The sequence below is a fragment of the Leptospira mtsangambouensis genome, from assembly GCF_004770475.1.
GTDB lineage: Bacteria > Spirochaetota > Leptospiria > Leptospirales > Leptospiraceae > Leptospira_A > Leptospira_A mtsangambouensis.
In genome coordinates this window covers 200,802-221,152 of sequence record NZ_RQHK01000015.1, presented here as the reverse complement: position 1 = coordinate 221,152, position 20,351 = coordinate 200,802, and the positions used below count along the sequence as shown (strand labels likewise).

Sequence of the window (20,351 nt, the reverse complement as noted above, 5' to 3'; positions counted from 1 at the left end):
AAAGGAATGATTTTTTATGTATTTTTGGACGGAGTGGGCATTGCCGACTACGACCCCAAATCCAACCCCTTCAGCCGTTACGCCAAAGGATTTTTAGCACCTGTTGGAGGAATTCCCAAGTCAGATGCCGATTTATCTGTTTCACCTTCCCAAATCCATTATATCAAAACCGATGCGCATATGGGAGTTTCTGGCCTCCCTCAATCTGCCACAGGCCAGACCGCTCTTTGGACGGGGATTCCCGGGCCCAAAGTCCTTGGCCGACATGTGAGTGGGTTTCCAACCATCACACTTCGCAAAATCATATCTAAATATTCACTCATCAAAGTATTAAATGAAAATGGTCATTTAAGCGATTTTCTAAATTGTTTTTCCCCACCCTACCTCAAACACGTAGAGGAAAAACCCAAACTAGTTTCTGCTTCAACCTTGGTCCAGTTGGCAAGTGGTCGGCCTTTGAAAAACTTTGATGACCTTTCCAATGAAAGAGGTTTGTACATGGATCTAACCCATGAGATTATGGGGACTCTAGGCATCGATATGTTAAAACCAGGTGATCCACTTCTAAACAGAAGAGATCCATACGAACTCGGGAAAAAATCTTTATCTCGATTTGCCCACTACCAATTGGCTTTGTATGAATACTTTCTGACAGATAAAGTTGGTCATGCTATGGATTGGGAAAAGGCGGAACATGTAATCAAAAACTTGGAAGATTTTTTTCGTGGAATTTTGGAAAGTTTAGATCCATCAAAGGATTTACTTATAGTTTCAAGTGATCATGGAAATATGGAAGACTTAAGCCAAAAAAACCATACGGAAAACCCGGCGGCCACCATCCTATATGGAAAGGATGCTGACCGCTTCGCAGAAAATATACATTCGCTTGCTGATATTGTTCCGGAAATTTACAAAACTTTCGGAATGGAAGAAGCCATTTACAATACCAAAACGAATGAATTTCTAATTGAATCCGACTAAAACTCTAAATCATTTCCTGGTTCAGGTCGATTTGACACCGAACTTGGTTTAGATGAATTGGAATCAGACGATACATCTGAATCATCAAGATCATTGTGGTCGGTGAACTGATCGAGTGATTCTTTTTTCCATGCAATCGCCTTGTCGGTAATCTGGTTTTTAGGGTATTTATCTACAATCGTTTGAAAGATTCCTGCCGCTTTTTCGAACTTCCGTTGTCTGAAATAGATAGTTCCTTTTTTATATAATGCAGCTTGGTCGAGCGAATAATCGCTGTTATTGAGAACCTTATTGATATAAGTCAGAGATTCTATTTGTTTTCCCATTGCATCATAGGATAAAGCGATATAGTACAATGCTTCCTCTTCTTTTTTAGGAGTTGGATTCACTGTGATTACTTTTTGGAAAAGTTCGATTGCCTTTCCGTATTGTTTTTTTGTATAATTATCCTTAGCATCTTTTAATACTGAGTCCTTGTATTCCCCGACTACTTTTTCATCAGCACCAGCCAACTGGTCAGCAGTTTCAATGTATTCATCAAAGACGTCAAAGGAAGCCCAGTCTTTTCCAAGTTTGCGAAGGGCTCTTCCCCATCCAATTCTTGACTCTGTATTATTAGGATCTTCTTGAAGAGCTAATGTATAGTTTTTGCGAGCTGTTTCAAAATGCCCTGTTCGATAATAAAAATCACCAAGGGAATAAAATGATTTAGATCTTAGTTTGTTATCTGAACTTGATTGTAATACTGATTCTAAGTGAGCTTTTCCTTCTGATTCATTTCCAATTTTCAAAAGTAGGTTTCCAAGTGAGTAACTCAAACGTTCTTTTTCATCAGCTTTCAGATTAGAATTCTTTTTTAGATCTTTGTAAATATCAAGGGCAGGATAAAAATCAGAGTTTTTTTCTAAGGCTCTTGCTTGGTTGTATTTAATTTGGAATTCAAACTTTTCCAATCCTCTTTTTCCAGCTAACTCGGAAAAAATGGCGATTGCCCGTTCTTTACTCTGTGGATTGGATTGTTTTAAATATTCCTCTCCTTCCGCAATTTTTTCCAGAATGACTTGTGATTGGTCTTCTTTAGCTGAAATATTTGTTTGGTAGTATGCAGTAGAAAGGCCTGCAACAATGAATAAAAAACCTGCTAAAGTTACTATGATTCGATTCATAAATTTCCTCTACCCGCTTGACTTAGGGTTTGATTCGTCCAAAATTCCACTCGAGTTGGTGAATAGGATTTAGTTTCCCTTTTCAAAAAACATTTTAATGCTTTTTTAGTATCACCTGTTTTTAATGCACTCACTCCAAGAAAAAACATAGCCTTTCCTCGTAAGTAAGCATTGGTTTCATATTTTAAATACTCTTCCAACCGATATACAGCTGTTTCATATTTTTTTCTAATGACTGTTTCTTTGATGATTCGATTTAAATCAGTTTGGCCTAAATCATAATTCACCGTTGCCGAAGGTTCTTCCTGCAAATCATTGACTGATTCTGTAGTTTCTCTCGGCGGTAATGTATCCGTTGGAGTTACCGAATGTTCATTTTTATAATTTTCTGATTTTTCTGGTTCTTTTTTCGGATGAGACTCAGCCACAGCATTTGGTTCTTCTTGCGGCAGAATGTCTTTCGAAAAATTATATTTAAAATAGGATACGTTTTCTTTTAGATTATAATCTTCTGGAATTCCATTTGATTTTGCCGTCACACCAAAATACAATTCATCAATTTCTTTTAGCTCTTTGATAAAAAAATTAGTTTTGGGGTGTAGAACAGTTGCGACTTTTACCACTGAACCTTGGCCGAAAGAAGAAGTTCCCTGATTCAAAGGTTTCACCGATGCATATAAACTATAAACAGTTGTTTCATCAGCTGCCTCTGGACTAAGCCAACTGATCACGGCACCTTTACCTACACGTTCGTATCCAAGACCTCTAACATGCATGGCACCACCAAGATCGGCTCTGGTTTCATTGGATGCCACTTCTTGTTTTGGTTTTTTAGGGGATTCTTCTACAATGACCTCTGCATTATTTTTTTCGGTCTGTTTGATATAAAACACACGTAAGGTGGATTTTTTATCTTCCAGAGGAAGGGTTTCTTCGCCACCAACTTGTTTGACAGAAACTCCGTAATAAAGAGTTTGTGATTTATCCAAATCTTGGTCTAAAAATGAATTCACAGGATGAGTGAGTTCTGCCAGTTTTTCTGCTTTTTGCATCAGAGGTAAACTAGTCAAAGGTGAATTGGATCGATATACTGTGTACATCGTTCTCCCCGCAGTTGCACCGTTTGGTGGTGTCCAATTCAAACGAACAAATTTTCTTTCAATATTCGCAGTAATTCCCGACACCCCACCCACCATTGATTGGATTCCGGCGTCCGCAGGAAATGCTGGAAAATCGGGATTTTGTCCAACAACCGGTGTTCCATTCTCTTCTTCAATATGGACAGGGACAACTGTATAGTTTTGGTTTGAAAAAAGTTTTACTTCTCTTCGGCGAACATCTGTTACCATTACAATCGCATAATAATAAGTGCCTGGTTTTAAATTATAATCAAAATAAACACGAGTTGCGTTTGCTCCAGATGCTTTGTACCGGCCTAAAGAATCGGCAATATAAAGTTTTTCAGGGCTATCGATCATCACAGTGGAACGAGCCACGATGATTTCCCCTTCCTGTTTGGGTGGGTCCCAATCCAAACGAATCGATTTTTTATCGGGAAGGATGCTTGCATGGATTGCTTTGGCAATCGTCGGATAACGGCTCTCCTCAAATCCAGAATCTGCCCAAACAGGGAATTGAGAGAACAGCAGTAGAGCCACCCAGAATTGAATCGAGAACTTCATACTTAGATTTTCGGTGGTCGAGACCTGCGAATTGAATTTTTCGTTTGTACTTTCCCAGCTTTTCTGTAAGAATTGTCATTATGTCGGAAACGGAATACTACCGTTCACAAAGTTACCAGGAATACTTACTTTCAAGTCATAGGAGAGATGTTTGTCCTCCTGAAGATGTTTATGCCTTTTTCAACTGGAAAGGTCTAAACAACCTCGTTGATTTTGGGAGTGGGCTTGGGTTTTACTTTAACGAGTTTAGAAAATGGTTTCCCCATGTTTGGATCTGGGCTGCGGAATGCCAACAAGAGATCATCGATATGGTCTTACGCCGGAAACTCATGGAAGGAATCGAACAACTCACTCCGTTCCATATGGACCAATCAGACCATCCCCTTCTACCGGAATGGGTGCCTGTCCCCGAAATAATTTTTGCATCGCTATCGTTATCCACATTCCCAAACCCTGGTTTGGCGATGGACGGACTCATTCGTTCCATGAAAGCAGGAGGAAGACTGTTTATCATCGATTGGTCAAAAACGGAATCTGGATTTGGTCCTAAAATCAACGAAAAGATATCTATGGATAAAATGAAATTTCTTGCGGAAGAATACAAACTTGAAGTCACAAAATCAGGAAGGATCTCCGAACATTTTTACGGAATGGAAGTGAAGGCAAGTTCCAATTTTATTTATGGTTATTATGACCTCAAAGAAGAGGAAGATGAAGACAGTGCAGTTTTTAAACAATGATCTAAAAAAGTAGAACCAAAAAAGTTTTTGTTTTCTCTCTCCATTTATGTGGAGCGAAGAACAAAAAAAAATCATTCATTCTAATTTTCCAATCAAACAAGTCATTGCTGGTGCAGGTTCTGGAAAAACCGCAACAATGGTTGGTCTTTTGGAAGAAAGGGAAAAACAAAACTCCATTCTCCCAAAAAACACTCTCATCGTTACATTTACAAAAAAAGCAACAAACGAATTCAAAGAAAGGTGTGAAAAAAAAGGTTTATCCAAAGATTACCATATTTCCACCTTTCATTCGTTTTGTTATCATGTATTAAAAAAATACGATTCATCCAAAAATTGGTCAGATTACAAATTACTCTGCGAATCCAAAAAATGGGAAATCACAAAGAATATTCTTTATGAATATCGTTATGAAATTGGAGGAATTCCTTTTCCCACCCTTTTCAAAAACAATGGAAAATATTTTCGCCAACTTTCTGAAACCACATACCAATCTTTTTTAACAAAATTTCGATCTTGGAAAGAGAACAACCGTTACTTTGAATTTGATGATTTGATTTTTGACTTTCTAAAATTTTTGGATACGGAACCATCCAATTTAGCCAAAGAAAGATGGACATCACTGATCATCGACGAGTTCCAAGACACTGACGAAGTCCAGCTCCAAATCATTAAAAAAATGAACTTCCAATCCATCACTGTGGTAGGTGACGATTGGCAAGCTATCTACGGATTTCGCGGTGCCACACCAAAACCTTTTTTGGACTTTCCAAAACATTTTCCTTCTGTGATCCAATACTTTTTATCCACTAACTACCGTTCAAAGGAATGTATCATCCAATCATCTCTCCTTCCTTTGCATCACAATAAAGACAAAATCCAAAAGCAGGTACAAACCTTTCGAAAGGAAAAAGGAATCTTCCAAGTAGAACGAATCAGAGAAACCAAAAAAAGACCATTGGAGATTTGGAAACAATGGCAGAAAAAAGACCCAAACACAATCATTCTCACTCGTAGCAATTTCAGAAAATTTGAATGGATCCAATCGGGAGTACCTTTGGCACAAGTGATGACCATCCATAGTGCCAAAGGTTTGGAATTCACAACTGTTCTCCTGGATCTTGTACTTGGTTGGAGCGAAAATAGAAACGAAGTTGATGAAGCAGAAGAACGAAGGATTCTTTACGTTGGACTTTCAAGAGCAAAAGACAATTTGATACTATTCATCCCGGACAAATCCAAACCCGATCGTCTGGCCGATCAAATGAGTGGGGATTTTTCATTCAGGAACCGATTGCGAAATCGTACTTTACGGTGGGCCCGGCTCTGGTGAAGTGGTTTTACCTTGGGGGATTAGCTCAGTTGGTTAGAGCGCTACCTTGACATGGTAGAGGTCACTGGTTCGAACCCAGTATCTCCCACCAAGAACATAAACGAAAATTGTTTCGTTATCGTTTTTTAACCCTGCCCAATCAAGTTTCGACTTGCATCCCGTTTCAGATTCCTTACAGTGCAAAGCGATGAAACCCAAGTTCCTTGCAGAAGAATTCCTTTTGGCTTTGTATTTTTTGATATTTAGCATTGTATCCGTCTTCGTTTTGTATTGGTCAGAAAGCCCTTCGGGGGTCAAACTTGCTTCCCTCACTCTCCTATTCCATCTTAGTTTTGTTGGCCTCTCTCTGGCACTTCGCTGGCATACACCCTTTCGGATTTGGAAATTTTTAGTTCCTTTGTCCATTTTTATGGTCTTTCCTGATTGGTTTCTTTCTAGCGCCTTACAAATCTTAGTGTTTCCTGACGATGGATTTTTGAAAATAGGAACTGTTTCTGGTTATATGGCAGGGCTTTGGGTCATTCCTTTATTTATTTGTGTTTATACAGGAATCAAATTGGAAGAAATGTCTGTTTCCATCATTGGAACGGGACTTTGGGTTGGAATCACAGCTCTCGTGATTTTTGGAACTTCGGAAGCTACCATGTGGGCACTCGGTTCTTGGTATCCTCAAAATGTGAAGATGTGGGGAAAAGTAGCCTACTATGTGTTAGTTCCCGAGATGATCTTAGGTATTACCGCTTATCTTGCTTACCAAGGATTTTCTTATTCTGCTTATATCTTTCAAATTGCTATGGGTTTTTTAGTAATGATTCTCTATATTGGAAACCTTTCTTTCTTTTACCTTCTCATTGAAAAAATTCTATAAATTTTCATCCATAATTGGTATCCTTACTCTCTTAGTTTTTTTTCTAGGAGAGGGGTTTTTTCGTTACAAGTCCAAAAGAGAAACGGAAGAAATTGAATACAAAAAAATTCATTGTTTGTATGGATTCACGGATATCCGCCTTTGCCCCAATGTTAATGCAGAGTTTTTACGTAAGGATGGAAAAATTTGGGATATCCAAACAAATTCCTTCGGGGAAAGAATTCTAGGTAAAGACAAAAACAATTCAAAACTTTGGTTAGTTGGCGACTCTATGGCAATGGGATATGGCCTACCAACAAAAGAAACACCTGCCTTTTATATAAACTCAAAATATAATTTAGATGTAAGAGTGGTTGCTGTGGATGCCATTGGAACAAAAGGTGTTTTAAAACTTCTGAAAGAAACACTACAGACCATTGACACCAAAGATTATCCCGAACAAATCTACTGGATTTGGAATCCTTCCGATTTTATTGATGACGAACGAGAAAAAAAAGGGTTCAAACGAATTTTTTATCCCATCCACCACCTACTGTCCCAAATTTCCTACCTGTATCGAAATCTTCTTCCTTCTCCCAAAGCGAATGTGTACACTTCGTACGGAATTCCGATAAAGTATCCTGAATCACATATTACGTATTCTCACTTGGTGGATTTTTTCTCAGATAGAGTCATCCCTAAAGAAAAAATGAAAATCCTCTTTAGTTGGGGAATGTCCAGAGAAGGAACCCCTGACACAAAAGATCCAAATTACGATGTAGCAAAAGATTTCTTTTCCAAACAAAAAGTGAAAACCATCGATCTAAGAAAAAAAACAGAAGTTTTGTTTAAAGAACAAAAGCAAGTGTACATTCCTCTTGATGGTCATCCAGGGCCAGCACTAGCGGAACTTTTTGCCGATGCGATTGCCAAGGACTTCTTAAATTTGCCTTAGAAATGCTTGATTCTCTGCCCTATGTATAAATTTTAGAGGGATATGATTCAAAACTGGAAACGATGGGGAGCCATTGTCCTATTTTTCCCGTTGGCGTTACTCTCTTTGGAATTGATTTTACGCATTTCCAATCCGCCTGCTTTACGTTATTACCGCGATGTCAAATTGTTGCATGCCTACCATCCTGAATATGGTGTCACCTTAGAACCAAACGAAAGTCGCTATGTCCGTCACTATGCCGATCTCTGGCAAGGACAGTTTACTACCAATTCGCTGGGACTTCGAGGTATAGAAGAGCCAATCCCCAAAAAACCGAAACTTGTTTGTCTTGGGGATAGTTTGGTTATGGGATTTGGTGTTTCCGATGAAGATACATTTTGTTCCAGACTTGGTGGATTGGAAGAGAACGGACTAAGTTACCAAAGTTTGAATTTGGGTGTGGATGCTTATGGATCTCTTGGTTCTTACAAACGCCTAAAAGATATGTCCACAAAGATTGACAATATCAAAACTGTATTGTTCTTTATTTCGCCAAATGATTTTACGATGCCTGAAGAGTTACGAGCCCAAGGTATCCTTCCAGATGATGAAAACGATGCACTTCACGAAAACGATCCTGTTTGGAAAAAAAACTTTCGCATTCAGTTTGAACTTACAAGAATTTCCTATCTTTTACAGGCCCTAAAACTTGGTTACGAACAAACGAAAGTCAAATTTGCACAAACCAAATATTTAATTGCAGCAGATACAAATCTTTTGAGTTCCTCTCCGCTGGTGTATTTGCGAGAAACTTTTATTCTTCCCGTCAAACACCAGAAATGTGAAGAGACAAATGAGTTTATTTGCCCCACTCCTCTACAAAATCTGAATGTAATTTGTTCTGATACGCCAGTGGATCCAAATTCACTAGAACCCTTACCTGAAACCACAACCAGGGCCTATGATTTGATGATAGAACTGTCAAAAGAAAAAGGATACCGATTGGTTCCCGTCATCCTTCCCATGCAAATCGAAGAAGTGTATTGTCGCCAACTCGGAAAGTTTAATGCACTCGGAGGTTATGCCATTCGAGCTAAAAAATATTTGGATTCAAAAGGGATCAAAACTTTAGACATTCTCCCCTATACGGACAAAATGTGCGGTCGCGAGTTCACTCGAAATGGGAAAACTAACAAAGCTGGGATTCAGGATTATTACATACCGGGAGATGGCCACCTAACCAAATTAGGCAATCTGTGGGCTGCCGAATCAATTGCCGATGCCCTAAAGGATTACAAATAATATGCTTTTTAATTCAGTTCACTATTTGATCTTTGCACCCGTTGTTATCCTTGTTTATTTTTTAATTCCAAAACGATTCCAAGGTCTTTGGTTATTTATTGTTAGTTTGTATTTCTATGCAATCTTTCGAATTCCTTTTTTAATTTTACTCGTGTTTTCCTTCGTCATTACAAAACTTGCTGTCGACTATATGGAGTTAGCTTCTTCCAAAGCAAAAAAACTCTTTTGGTTGAATGTGGCTGTCTGGAGTAATTTAGGTTTACTTTTTGTATTTAAATATTTGGACTTTTCCATTACGGTTTGGAACCAAACATTTTCCCTTACCCCTTGTGATCCAGAATTTGTACAAAAGTCAGGAATTCTTCTTCCGATGGGGATTAGTTTTTTCACCTTACAAGCAGTATCTTATGCAGTCGATGTTTATAGAGGTGTAGTCGAAAGAGCCAAATCCATTTTTCATTTCGGACTCTTTCTAGCATTTTTTCCACAACTCGTAGCTGGTCCCATCTTACGTGCCAGTGATGTCCTCCACCAGTTTTTAGATTCTAAAGACTTTACGAAAGAGAATCTAAAACAGGGTCTAAAACAACTCTTTTGGGGAATCTTTAAAAAGACTTTCATTGCTGATCCGGTTTCGTATGTGATCGATCCCATGTATGCCAATCCAACAGAATACAATTGGATCGCGATGTGGATTGCCGCTTTTTTATTTGCCGTTCAAATCTATTGCGATTTTTCAGGATACTCCGACATTGCCATTGGAACTGCAAGGATTCTTGGTTTTCATATTCCGAAAAACTTTGATCGTCCCTTTTTATCAGGCACACTGACTGAACTTTGGAGGCGTTGGCATATATCCTTTAGTTCTTGGTTACGTGACTACGTATATATCACTCTGGGCGGAAACAGACGAGGGGAAATTATGGCCTACGTAAATCTCTTCATCACTACCTTTGTTTCTGGAATTTGGCATGGGGCCGATTGGACATTTGTATTTTGGGGGACCCTTCATTCCACAATGATGGTGGTGGAAAAATTTGTTTTCAAATTTGAAACCATGAGAAAGGCCTGGAACCGAGTACCACGCTCCATCCAACCATTGTATCCCGTTGGTGTATTTGTTTTGTCTTGTTTTTTCTTCCGAGCAAAAGCCACTCCAGAAGTTCCCACAGGAATGGGAATCACCAAAATTATGTTAGAGCGTGCCTTTACCGGTGTGAGTGGAATGTTTCCTCAAATGAGTGTAAGCCTTGTGGTCTTAGTTGGATTTTTATTTTTAGTCGATATCCTCCAAGATAGAAACGAAGACAGATTTGCCTTTATCACAGACAATTTATACTTTCTCATTCCAACTTGTATCTTACTCTATATCACTTCATTTATTATCTATAGTGTAACAGTATCAAGCCCCTTCCTCTACTTTCAGTTCTAAATAAAAAAAGCCGGTAATCACTTACCGGCTTCCTTTTATAATTCAAAATCAATGCATTTCGATTGAATCTAAGTAATCCTTAATTTGATTCAATCTTTTTGTATGATTTAAATTTCTTAATACATTTACTTTCTATTACAATTTAGAATTCTACTTTCGGTGCATTTTCAATCGCTTTTGGATCTTCCACTGTGAAGGTTGCTTTTGCATCATAACCAAAAGCTTTCGCAGTAAGTACTGCCGGAAATTGACGAATGTACACATTGTAGTCTTTGGTTGCTTTGATGAATCTGTTTCTTGCAACAGTGATTCTATTTTCTGTTCCTTCTAACTGCGCCATTAAATCTGAAAAGTGTTGGTCCGATTTGAGTTGAGGATAATTTTCTTGGATCATCAATAGCCTAGACAAAGCTGAACCCAACTGTCCTTGCGCTTGGTCAAATTGTTTTAAACTTTCAGGATTGTTTACAAGTTCAGGAGTTGCTTGGATAGAACCAATTTTTGCTCTTGCTTCTGCAATTCCTTTCATGATGTCTTTTTCTTGGTTGGCAAATCCTTTAACGGCAGAAACCAAATTAGGAACTAAGTCCGATCTTCTTTTGTATTGGTTGAGAACTTCTGCCCAAGAAGCAGTCACTTCTTCATCCAACTCTTGGATACGGTTATAACCGCAGTTGGTAAGAACTGTTGCCATAAGGGAAATTAGAAAAATGGTTCGAAACATTCTTGTCATGGTGATTGTATACCTAACCTTTAGTCGGTCTGCAACACCATTTTGTTAAAAAATTTAATACCGAAAGGGTTTTATCAGTTTCGTCCAACGACTTTCTGATTCTTTTAAATACATCTCAAGTTCAGAATCTGTTCGTTTTCCGTATAAATAGTCTAATAAAGTTGAATCACCGCAAAGAAGCTCAATGGCAGGGCGATCCGAACGAAATTCGTAGACTCCTTTTAAATATTCAAATTCTTTGGGAAAGAGTTCCAACAATTGTTTCAAAAAATATAATACAAAATATAAGGAATGAAACTGCTTTGGTTTTAATACCATGAGTTGGTAACCTTCACAAATGGAGCCAACATACTTATGAAATGTAGGCAAAAATCTTAAGTTACGTAAAATAAACTTTCCTGATTGGTGGGAGAGCATCCGCCTGTCTAATTCTTCTTTCGCTTTACCAACTAAATAGGGAGCCCCAAAAGTTTCGAAAGGTTTGGTTGTCCCTCTGCCTTCTGATAAATTAGTTCCTTCCAAAAGACACATCCCTGGATACACCAAACAAGTGCTCTGTGTTGGGATATTTGGCGAAGGAGGAACCCATTCAAAACTTGATACAGATTTTGGATGAAACACTCCTACAGGAACTACAATCACATCCACCTTTAGCTGAAAGGTTTCATTATAATATGACAATAATCCACCAGGAGTGAGTCCATGCCTATGCAGAACCGAAGTGACCCCTACAAAAGATTCAAATTCTTTTTGCAGTGGTGTCCCTTCAACTCTAGTTCCAATAGGGTTTGGGGAATCGATCACTAAAAAAAGGGGCGCCTTTCCTGTTTCCCGTTTTATACGCGAAACTTCACATAAAATATAATAGGCTGTTGTTAAAAAAGTATAATACCTCGAACCAACATCTTTTATATCAATGATGATCACATCTACATTGGTTAAATTTTCTTTTGGTGGAACTAAACTAAATTCTTCCTTCCCATACAGATTCACAATCTGCATATCTCCAAAAAGATATTTGAGTTCATCCCCACTGACCTGGTCTTGTAACTCAGCAAAGAGTCCGTGTTCTGGCAAAAATATTGTTTTTAAATCAAAAATCTCTGAATATGTTTGAAAATGGTATTTTCCAAGATGACCAAAAGCACTTTGGTTGGTAAGAATGGCCGCCTTACAGCCGCTTAACTTATTTATGTTTTTTAAAAACTTCATTTTGTTTTTCGAATTTCATCTTTGTTTGCTATTGCCAAATCCCAAATTTTTCGAATTTGTGTTTCATCAAAAGAACCATCTGATCCAAAAAGATTTCGAAACTCCGATAATTGTTGAATCAAATCATCAATTGATTTAAGTAGAAATCTTTGATTTTCTTTGAAGATAGAAATCCACATATCCGGGTTGGAACCGGCAATCCTTGACATATCCCGAAACCCACCACCCGTAATGGGTTTAGAAGATTCTAAGATTTCTTTTTTAGTTGTAGGATTGGATCCAGCCACATTGACAAGTAAGGTAGAGATCACATGAGGAAGATGGGAAAGATAAGCCAATGTTTCATCATGTGATTTGGAGTCCATTTCCAAAGTCCAGGAACCAATTTTTTCCCAAAACGACCGAACCCATTCCAAACTAGTGTTAGATGCAGATTTTGGAGAAGTTAAAATACAAAGTTTATCTACATATAAATCTGGAACTGCAGCATCTGGGCCCGCTTGTTCAGATCCGCACATAGGATGGGTAGAAATGTAATTGTGGGCCATATCCCCAAAATAGGATTCCACTGCAGAAACAATGGTTTCTTTGGTAGATCCTAAATCGATAAAAATTGTATTTCCCGATTTAGGAAGAGTCGGAATGATTTTCAAAATGGACTCAACAGGAGTACTAAATACCACCAAATCATAGTTAGACCAATTTGGCGTTTGGAATTCATTCTGCAAAAAAACATGATTTGCCAGTTGTTTTGTCAAAATCGTAGATTTACTTTTTTCGGAACGAACCACAGCTGAAATTTCTGTATTTGGAAATTTCTGACGAATCGCGAGGGCAAGGGAACCACCCATAAGGCCCATTCCATAAACCAAAACTGTGGATAAGTTCATGTCGGAAAAGATCCGGCTGTTGGATAGGAACCCAAAAGTTTAAACAAAGTACATTGTGATTTTACTTTTTCGAGAAGTTCTGCGATTTTTGGATCTTCTTTGTGACCAATAAAATCGACAAAAAAATGGTATTCCCATAAGTTTCGTTTTAATGGCCTTGATTCAATTTTTGTTAGATTGATCGAAGCATCATTAAATGTTTTTAAAATAGCAAACAAAGAACCAGTTTGGTTCGGAATAGAAAACACAATGGATGTTTTATCTTCTTTTGTTTTAGGTGATTCTGTTTTGCCAATCACAAGAAACCGAGTGGTGTTTCCCGAATAATCTTCAATCCCTTCTGCAATTATATTTAAATTATAAATTTCGCCAGCTATTTTGGATGCAATGGCAAGGCCGTCTTTTCTTTCGGATACTAACTTTGCCGCCATCGCAGTAGAAGAAGTATCCACAACTTCTGCATTTGGAAGATTCGCAGAAATCCAATTGCGGCATTGTTCGTTTCCGATTCGAATTCCATAGATTTTTTTCACAAGAGAAAGGTCTGATTCAAAACCGAGTAAAGAAAATGAAATCCTTTGGTATAACTCTGAATAAACGAAAAGATCAGTTTCTAAAAACATATCCAAGGTGGAACTGACTTGGCCTTCTGTGGAATTTTCCACAGGCACCACTCCATAATCCAACTTACCTTCCTCCACCATTCGAAACACATCTGGAATCGAAGTTTGAGGAACTGCATCAATGGAACTTCCAAATTTAGAACGCATTGCAGAATGAGAAAAACTTCCTTCTGGGCCTAAAAAACCAATCTTTAACGGGTGTTCTAAGGCGATGGTCCCAGACATCATCTCTCGGTAAATTGCCCGAATCACAGAAGAAGGAAGTGGCCCACCTGATAGTTTTGTAACTTTTTCATATACATCTTTTTCACGATCCGGGCGGTAAATTGGTCCACCGGATTCTTTTTTAACACGGCCAATCTCTTGTGCGTAACCAGCCCGTTTTTGAATGAGAGCAATGATTTCAGTGTCTAATGAATCGATACCAGCACGGATTTTTTTTAGTTCTTCTTCTGCACTGCTCATTTAAGACCCTTCTTGTAATTCTTCCGGTAGTGTGCTTGTATCAAAATCAGGATTCATTTCTGTTTCATCAGTCACAATAATGGATTCTGGTGTGAATTCTTCAAATTTAAGTTCTTTGACTTCCACAGGTGTTGGAAGGTCTGTGAGTTTACTTAAACCAAAGTGTAACAAGAATTCATTGGTGGTTCCATACAAAGTTGGTCTTCCAGGAACTTCTTTTTGTCCCACGGCTTTCACCAGTTTTTTGGACATAAGACTTGCTACCATAGCGCGAGAAGATACTCCTCGAATTTCATCCAGTTCTGTCAGTGTGATGGGTTGTTTGTAAGCAATGATGGCAAGAGTGTCTAAGGTTCCGCGAGAGAGGGTTTCTCTTTTTTTATCCTTAAAGATATGTGCTAAGATTTCGCTATATTTTTGGTTGGTGATGAACTGGTATCCACCGGCGATTTCTCTTAATAAAAAACCACCTTCTTTTTCTTGGTAATCTAATATCAGTTCGTCGAGGAGTTCCCGGGCTTCTGTTTTTTCGATCCCAGCAGACTTGGCAAGCGCAGACAATTTGATTGGATCTGAAGATAAAAAAAGAAGCGCCTCAAGAAGGCCCTTAGTATAAGTTCTTTCTTCCAAATGAATCTAAACCTTGACTATTTTGATTTCTCCGAAAACTGCATGTTGGAGGACTTTGCAAACTCGGATTTTAACAACTTCTAATACGGCAAGGAAGGCAGCGACGATTTCTTTTTTTTCCGGTTTTTCTGTTTCAAACAAATCCATAAAGTGGATTTCCCCGGTTTTTTCTAAAAGGCCCTGTAAATAGGCCATTTTGTCCTCTACGGAGTATTGGCTTACCCCTTCATAGATGGGGACTAGGTCCTCAATTTCATTGGAAGACTCTTGCTCCAAAATCGAATTGAAAGCGGAAATTAAATCCACAAGGCTTACATCCAACCATACTTCGGTTTCATCCAAAACCTGATTGGTTTCCCGGGTAAACATTCCTGCGGTCAACCTGTCCAGTTCTGCCAGACGTTGCCCAGCCATTTGAAACTTTTTGTGTTCGAGTAATTTATCTACAAGTTCTTTGGGAAGAGGCGGGTCATAATCCTCTTCCTCAAAACCAGGATCTGGCAATAAGGCTTTGGATTTTAAATACACCAAATGAGATGCCATTACGGCAAACTCAGAAGTAAGTTCAATCGATAAGGACTGACTGGTTCTCAAAAATTGAATGAAATCGGATGTGATACGCGAAAGGGAGACTTCAAAAATATCAACCTTATAACTATCAATCAGAGACCATAAAACCGTTAAAGGTCCTTCTGTCAGTCCTCCGTCCTGGTTTTGCCACCGGACGATAAACTCCGGGGTCCTAGACACGATTTATAAACCTAGTGCTTTTGCTGCAGCTTGTTGCAATCTTTCAGGAGGGAAAGGTTTCACAACAAAATCCTTCACACCCATCTTAATTGCTTTTGCTAGTAAATCTTCCTGACCAAGAGCCGTTACCATAATGATCTTAGCGGATGCATCAAATTTAATGATTTCCTTTGTTGCTTCGATTCCGTCTTTTTCACGCATGGTAATGTCCATAGTCACTAAGTCCGGTTTGAGGTTTTTGTATTGTTCTACCGCAATATTACCGTTCTCAGCTTCACCTACGATCTCGTGACCCGCACCAACTAACGCATCTTTTACGAGCGTTCTCATGAATTTTGCATCATCTACAACCAAAATTCTTGCCATGTTAATTCCCTCTCGACTTTAATAATTCAATCATTTTTGGTACCAATTCATCCACTGGAAGAACAAAATCAATTCCTCCCAGTTCTACTGCAACACGGTTCATTCCGTACACTACGGATGTTGCCTCATTCTGCGCCAGAGTGATACCACCTTTGGCGTGAATGTTGGTGATGGCCTGTGATCCATCTTTGCCCATACCAGTCATGATCATGGATAAAAGATGGTCCCCACCGTAAGCTTCCACCAAACTATCAAACAATACTTCAATCGAAGGTCTATGCCCATTGACCTGACCTGTGTGGTGCAGTTCAATGAAATGATCCTTTCCTTTTGTGATCACAGTCATCTGGTAATCACCAGGTGCAATGTAAGCAGTTCCAGACTGAACCAAGTCACCCTGCTCTGCTTCTTTCACTTGTATCTTCGACAAGGAATTCAATCTATCTGCAAATGCCTTGGTAAACCCTGCTGGCATATGTTGCACCACAAAGATTGGTTTTGCAAAATCTTCCGGAATCCCTGCAAAGACTGTCTGCAATGCTTTTGGTCCTCCCGTGGAGGTCCCAATTCCGATAGCGTCTACTTTGATCGGTTTTTGAAAACTTTTATTTAATTGGCGTTCGGTTCTCTCGGGCCTTAGGAGAACTTCGATGCTCGGCTGCTTTGAATCAGAAAACCCTTTGATTTTTGCGGACAAAACCGCAGCGATGTCTTCCGGGGAGAACTGGTTTCCACTGGAAGGTTTGGGAATAAAATCAACAGCTCCTAGTTCCAAAGCCTTAAATGTGGCATCTGCACCATGTTGGGTCAGCACCGAAAGCATGATCACATGGCTTGGCAGTTTTAATTTTTTAATTTCTGCCAATGCAGTAAGCCCATCCATGATCGGCATTTCAATGTCCAAGACGATAAAATCAGGTTTTAACTTCCCAGCCAAATCAATGCAGTCCATCCCGGTTTTGCCTGTGGCAATGACCTGCACTTCATCCTTTTTGGTGAGAGCATCACTCAGGATATTTCTCACGAGAAGTGAGTCGTCAATGATGGCAACGGTTGGTTTTTTATTCATGATTTATGAATTAAATCTACCAGCTCATCAAAATCTGGTAGGAATACCAAAACACCGATTAGGTTGCTACCTTGGTGATTAAATTCCGTATGCATGGACAAAAATTTTGTTCTTTCCGGTTTTACAATGTCGATCACATCCATAAAACTTCCGGTGATCATCTCTGGAACTGAAGGTAAAATTTCTTTTTTCAGTTTATTCGATAGGGAGTTCATTACGCTGGAACAAACGATATTGGAAATTTCAGATAAAACAGAAACCATATCCTCTGATAGTTTATGAATGCTTCCTTCTGCATACTTGGCATCTTCTGACCCAAGTAACTCTTTTGCAATTTCCGATCCATTTTCTTCAGAAAACATCATAAGAAGGTTTCCGTTGAGATCCCCTGTCATACGGATTTTCATTCCAAAAAACTGATCCATAGAATATCGGAATTCTTTCGCCAACCCTTCTCTATCGGTCAGTTTGATTTCTGGAATAAAAAGTTCCACTTCTTTACCAACTAACTGAGAGAGTACGACACCGGCATTCATCATACCAGTATTCACAATATTTTCCAGCTTTTTGATATCTTTGGAAGACATGATCTCATTAATCGCGTCGGAGTTCAAAGCAGCCACTTGATTCAAACGTTCTTCTTTTTGTTCCACAAAACCTTTGATGATTTCCGCGGCTTGTTCTCTTTCGGTTAACTTTACATTTTCGATTTTTGCAACATCAGCCAAACGATGGATTTCATCTGTTTTGTGATCGATCACAAGTGTTGCTGTAGCCGATTTAGAAGATTCACCAGAATCCCCATTCACTTCTGTTTCTGTTTTGATCACCTCAGTAGTGATTTTCAGATTGGTGACAGGTTCTTCCGCAAAAACTTCTTCTTTTGGAACAATCACGTGTTTTTCAATTTTATGTTTATCTTTTTTAACTCGTGATTTGTCTTTGGCACGTAATTCAATCAACTTCGCATTATAGCGGTTTGTTGGGTGATTGGATTTGAACATAAACTCAGAATCAGACATCTCCAAAGAACGAATGGTAGAGGCCCTCTTCATCATTTCACCAGCAACCAACTTGTCAGACCAGTCCACTTTATCTGCGGCAATTTCCACAAGACCAGGAATGTCCAAAACCAGGATAATGGTTCCATCTCCCATAATGGTGGCACCTGTTAGACCTTGGATGTCTTTGAAGTTTTTACCAAGAGACTTGATGACTGTTTCATGTTTTCCAATCAAATCATCGACCATAAAACCAAGTTTTCTGGTTTTGTAGTTCACGATGACCACAGGAACTTCCACCATATCTTGTTTATCAGCAAGGCCAAGGATACGATTCAAACGATAGATTGGTAGAACTTCTCCTCGTAAGTTGATGATTTCGTGTCCTTCCAAAGTAGTGATTTGGTCCAAATTGACCTTGATGGTTTCGGAAACTTCGGAAAGGGGGAAAGCATACACTTCTTCTTCCATAATCACAAGGATGGATGGAATGATGGCAAGTGCTTGTGGGAAAGATAAGGTGAAGGAAGATCCCTTCCCTTCTTCGGAATGGATGAGAATTTTACCTTTAAACTCTTCAATGAGTTTATTGACTACGTTCATCCCCACACCGCGACCAGAAATATCGGAGATTTTATCAGCAGTAGAAAAACCTGGCGCAAAGATAAACTGGAAGATATCGGATTCAGAAAGGTTCTGTGCATCGGTATCACTCACAAGTCCACGTTCGATGGCTTTTTTTAGAATCTTATCTTTGTTTAATCCCTTTCCATCATCCCGGATTTCGACAAGGATATTGGATCCACCTTGGTAGGCATTCAGCTCCACAGTTCCTTCTTCTGGTTTGCCGGCCGCTCGTCTTTCGGAAGGAGACTCAATTCCATGATCGACTGAATTACGAATGAGGTGGATGAGTGGTTCCCCAATGGCATCGATTACTTTTTTATCTAGTTCTGTGTTTTCACCACGTAATACCAGATTCACTTGTTTGCCTGTTTCCAAAGAAAGATCACGAATGAGCCTTGTGAACCTGTTGAATACAGATCCAATCGGAACCATTCGGATATTCATAATTCCGGTTTGTAGGTCTTTGGAAATTCGATTGATTTGGTCTATTTTTCCTTTGAGTTCATTGAATAATGAATCTTCACCGAATTGCGCCACTAAATCATCATAGATTTTTTGGAATCCGGAGTTGGTAATGACAAGTTCCCCCACGTTATTCATGAGTTGGTCTAGTTTGTCAGACGATACCTTAATGGTTCTCATCACAACTTTAGAATCTGTGACCGCCTTTTCAAAGTTAGCAGATCCTTTTGTTACCTGTTTTTCCTCTGAATCAGAATGTGTGGACATTGTGTTTGTGGATGAATTGTTAGAGGCATCAGTCTTTTTTTCAAGAGCTTCCATTTCTGTTTCGGGAAGTTTAATTTCTTCTACAGAAAGCGTATCCACCATATCGATATTACACTGCACATGTAATTCTTGTCTGTTCAGTCTGGTGACGGTGACAAAGGAAAGTGCGAAACTTCCTTGGCCATTGTCCAATGCATCTTCAGACGGATTACATTTAATGATGACACCTGATTGTTTCACCGATTGCAAAATCAAAAGAAGTCTCAAATTTTGCATAGGTGTTTCGTCTTTTAATTTTAACTGAACAGAAAATGCAGTTAAATCACTGTCCTCTTTTAGGGACTGACGGATTTCAGAAATTTCTTCCTCATTTAAGGTGATCGATGATAAAGAACTTTCTTTCGATGTTTTGGCCTCGCTGGGTTTGGAAGTTCCAGATTGAGTTGGTGAGGCTTCATAGTCTTGAAGTTTTTTAATCATGTCTGTAAAAGGAGTTTCCACCTTTACACCGTTAGCAACACCTTCGATCACTTGTTTGATTAGATCAAAACATTCAAACAGTAAATTAACAAGTTTAACGTTGATTTCTAAACTACCTTCTCGAATTTTTTGGAGAAGGTTTTCCATCGTATGGGCTAAGTCGGATAAATTGTATAAACCGACAAAGGCAGAAGAACTTTTTAAAGAGTGTGCCGCACGAAAGATGTCATTGATGATTTCTGGGTTTTCATGGTCTTTTTCGAGTTTTACCAAATTGGAATTTAATTCCTCAATTTGGTCCTCAGATTCTTCCAGGAAAACTTCTGTGTATTCGCCTAAAATTCCAGCCAATGTCGTATCCC

At 38.9% G+C, this 20,351-nt stretch carries 18 protein-coding genes and 1 tRNA gene; 8 read left to right on the top strand and 11 right to left on the bottom strand.

Going from position 1 to position 20,351, the window contains the following annotated elements; all coding sequences use genetic code 11:
- Positions 1-6 precede the first annotated feature (6 nt).
- Positions 7-981, top strand: coding sequence for an alkaline phosphatase family protein (locus EHR01_RS11640; RefSeq protein ID WP_135694947.1), 975 nt, complete (start codon positions 7-9; stop codon positions 979-981).
- On the opposite strand, the gene EHR01_RS11635 is transcribed toward EHR01_RS11640, so the two are convergent.
- Together EHR01_RS11635 and EHR01_RS11630 are read right to left on the bottom strand one after the other, a co-directional pair.
- Complete coding sequence (locus EHR01_RS11635) at positions 978-2,147, bottom strand: tetratricopeptide repeat protein (protein ID WP_135694946.1); 1,170 nt, start codon at positions 2,145-2,147, stop codon at positions 978-980. The genes EHR01_RS11640 and EHR01_RS11635 overlap by 4 nt on opposite strands.
- On the bottom strand, positions 2,144-3,829 hold the full coding sequence (locus EHR01_RS11630) for a tetratricopeptide repeat protein (protein WP_135694945.1): 1,686 nt from the start codon (positions 3,827-3,829) through the stop codon (positions 2,144-2,146). Before EHR01_RS11630 ends, EHR01_RS11635 begins: the two co-directional genes overlap by 4 nt.
- Before the next feature lie 80 nt (positions 3,830-3,909).
- Here EHR01_RS11630 and EHR01_RS11625 point away from each other — a divergent pair, with 80 nt between their 5' ends.
- The 7 genes from EHR01_RS11625 to EHR01_RS11595 all read left to right on the top strand — a co-directional run bounded on the left by EHR01_RS11625 (position 3,910) and on the right by EHR01_RS11595 (position 10,414).
- A complete protein-coding gene (locus EHR01_RS11625; protein ID WP_135694944.1) occupies positions 3,910-4,569 on the top strand; it encodes a class I SAM-dependent methyltransferase in 660 nt (219 codons plus the stop codon).
- A 46-nt stretch (positions 4,570-4,615) separates the two neighbouring features.
- Positions 4,616-5,899, top strand: a complete 1,284-nt coding sequence (locus EHR01_RS11620) for a UvrD-helicase domain-containing protein (protein WP_135694943.1) — start codon at positions 4,616-4,618, stop codon at positions 5,897-5,899.
- A 14-nt stretch (positions 5,900-5,913) separates the two neighbouring features.
- A tRNA-Val gene (locus EHR01_RS11615) sits at positions 5,914-5,990 on the top strand.
- 96 nt (positions 5,991-6,086) lie between these two features.
- Positions 6,087-6,767 (top strand): DUF6989 domain-containing protein, encoded by a 681-nt coding sequence (locus tag EHR01_RS11610; protein WP_135694942.1) that lies wholly within the window; start codon positions 6,087-6,089, stop codon positions 6,765-6,767.
- A complete protein-coding gene (locus EHR01_RS11605; protein WP_208721774.1) occupies positions 6,751-7,701 on the top strand; it encodes an LA_2486 family SGNH/GDSL-type esterase in 951 nt (316 codons plus the stop codon). Before EHR01_RS11610 ends, EHR01_RS11605 begins: the two co-directional genes overlap by 17 nt.
- A gap of 42 nt (positions 7,702-7,743) precedes the next feature.
- The gene (locus EHR01_RS11600; RefSeq protein WP_135694941.1) at positions 7,744-8,982 is read left to right on the top strand and encodes an LA_2490 family SGNH/GDSL-type esterase; all 1,239 of its coding nucleotides are present in this window, start codon (positions 7,744-7,746) and stop codon (positions 8,980-8,982) included.
- A gap of 1 nt (position 8,983) precedes the next feature.
- Positions 8,984-10,414 (top strand): MBOAT family O-acyltransferase, encoded by a 1,431-nt coding sequence (locus EHR01_RS11595; protein ID WP_135694940.1) that lies wholly within the window; start codon positions 8,984-8,986, stop codon positions 10,412-10,414.
- A gap of 142 nt (positions 10,415-10,556) precedes the next feature.
- On the opposite strand, the gene EHR01_RS11590 is transcribed toward EHR01_RS11595, so the two are convergent.
- From EHR01_RS11590 to EHR01_RS11550, 9 genes are read right to left on the bottom strand one after another with little or no spacing between them, the layout of a single operon-like run.
- On the bottom strand, positions 10,557-11,147 hold the full coding sequence (locus EHR01_RS11590; RefSeq protein ID WP_135694939.1) for a LemA family protein: 591 nt from the start codon (positions 11,145-11,147) through the stop codon (positions 10,557-10,559).
- A gap of 54 nt (positions 11,148-11,201) precedes the next feature.
- Positions 11,202-12,359, bottom strand: a complete 1,158-nt coding sequence (locus EHR01_RS11585; protein WP_135694938.1) for a DUF1343 domain-containing protein — start codon at positions 12,357-12,359, stop codon at positions 11,202-11,204.
- Positions 12,356-13,249, bottom strand: a complete 894-nt coding sequence (locus EHR01_RS11580; RefSeq protein ID WP_135694937.1) for a prephenate dehydrogenase — start codon at positions 13,247-13,249, stop codon at positions 12,356-12,358. The genes EHR01_RS11585 and EHR01_RS11580 overlap by 4 nt, the downstream gene beginning before the upstream one ends.
- Positions 13,246-14,337 carry a prephenate dehydratase gene (gene pheA, locus EHR01_RS11575; RefSeq protein ID WP_135694936.1) on the bottom strand — a complete coding sequence of 364 codons (1,092 nt, stop codon included), beginning with the start codon at positions 14,335-14,337 and terminating at the stop codon, positions 13,246-13,248. The genes EHR01_RS11580 and pheA overlap by 4 nt, the downstream gene beginning before the upstream one ends.
- Positions 14,338-14,967 (bottom strand): SMC-Scp complex subunit ScpB, encoded by a 630-nt coding sequence (gene scpB, locus EHR01_RS11570; RefSeq protein WP_135694935.1) that lies wholly within the window; start codon positions 14,965-14,967, stop codon positions 14,338-14,340.
- A gap of 6 nt (positions 14,968-14,973) precedes the next feature.
- The gene (locus EHR01_RS11565; protein ID WP_135694934.1) at positions 14,974-15,717 is read right to left on the bottom strand and encodes a segregation and condensation protein A; all 744 of its coding nucleotides are present in this window, start codon (positions 15,715-15,717) and stop codon (positions 14,974-14,976) included.
- A gap of 3 nt (positions 15,718-15,720) precedes the next feature.
- Positions 15,721-16,083, bottom strand: a complete 363-nt coding sequence (locus EHR01_RS11560) for a response regulator (RefSeq protein WP_002975323.1) — start codon at positions 16,081-16,083, stop codon at positions 15,721-15,723.
- A gap of 1 nt (position 16,084) precedes the next feature.
- The gene (locus tag EHR01_RS11555) at positions 16,085-17,152 is read right to left on the bottom strand and encodes a protein-glutamate methylesterase/protein-glutamine glutaminase (protein ID WP_135694933.1); all 1,068 of its coding nucleotides are present in this window, start codon (positions 17,150-17,152) and stop codon (positions 16,085-16,087) included.
- On the bottom strand, positions 17,149-20,340 hold the full coding sequence (locus EHR01_RS11550) for a chemotaxis protein CheW (RefSeq protein WP_135694932.1): 3,192 nt from the start codon (positions 20,338-20,340) through the stop codon (positions 17,149-17,151). The genes EHR01_RS11555 and EHR01_RS11550 overlap by 4 nt, the downstream gene beginning before the upstream one ends.
- Positions 20,341-20,351: the final 11 nt, after the last annotated feature.

Bases quoted from the DNA above. Each gene is read 5' to 3' on its own strand.
- EHR01_RS11640 (WP_135694947.1), top strand. From the start codon at position 7: ATGATTTTTTATGTATTTTTGGACGGAGTGGGCATTGCCGACTACGAC.
- EHR01_RS11635 (WP_135694946.1), bottom strand. From the start codon at position 2,147: ATGAATCGAATCATAGTAACTTTAGCAGGTTTTTTATTCATTGTTGCA.
- EHR01_RS11630 (WP_135694945.1), bottom strand. From the start codon at position 3,829: ATGAAGTTCTCGATTCAATTCTGGGTGGCTCTACTGCTGTTCTCTCAA.
- EHR01_RS11625 (WP_135694944.1), top strand. From the start codon at position 3,910: ATGTCGGAAACGGAATACTACCGTTCACAAAGTTACCAGGAATACTTA.
- EHR01_RS11620 (WP_135694943.1), top strand. From the start codon at position 4,616: ATGTGGAGCGAAGAACAAAAAAAAATCATTCATTCTAATTTTCCAATC.
- EHR01_RS11610 (WP_135694942.1), top strand. From the start codon at position 6,087: ATGAAACCCAAGTTCCTTGCAGAAGAATTCCTTTTGGCTTTGTATTTT.
- EHR01_RS11600 (WP_135694941.1), top strand. From the start codon at position 7,744: ATGATTCAAAACTGGAAACGATGGGGAGCCATTGTCCTATTTTTCCCG.
- EHR01_RS11595 (WP_135694940.1), top strand. From the start codon at position 8,984: ATGCTTTTTAATTCAGTTCACTATTTGATCTTTGCACCCGTTGTTATC.
- EHR01_RS11590 (WP_135694939.1), bottom strand. From the start codon at position 11,147: ATGACAAGAATGTTTCGAACCATTTTTCTAATTTCCCTTATGGCAACA.
- EHR01_RS11585 (WP_135694938.1), bottom strand. From the start codon at position 12,359: ATGAAGTTTTTAAAAAACATAAATAAGTTAAGCGGCTGTAAGGCGGCC.
- EHR01_RS11580 (WP_135694937.1), bottom strand. From the start codon at position 13,249: ATGAACTTATCCACAGTTTTGGTTTATGGAATGGGCCTTATGGGTGGT.
- pheA (WP_135694936.1), bottom strand. From the start codon at position 14,337: ATGAGCAGTGCAGAAGAAGAACTAAAAAAAATCCGTGCTGGTATCGAT.
- EHR01_RS11560 (WP_002975323.1), bottom strand. From the start codon at position 16,083: ATGGCAAGAATTTTGGTTGTAGATGATGCAAAATTCATGAGAACGCTC.
- EHR01_RS11555 (WP_135694933.1), bottom strand. From the start codon at position 17,152: ATGAATAAAAAACCAACCGTTGCCATCATTGACGACTCACTTCTCGTG.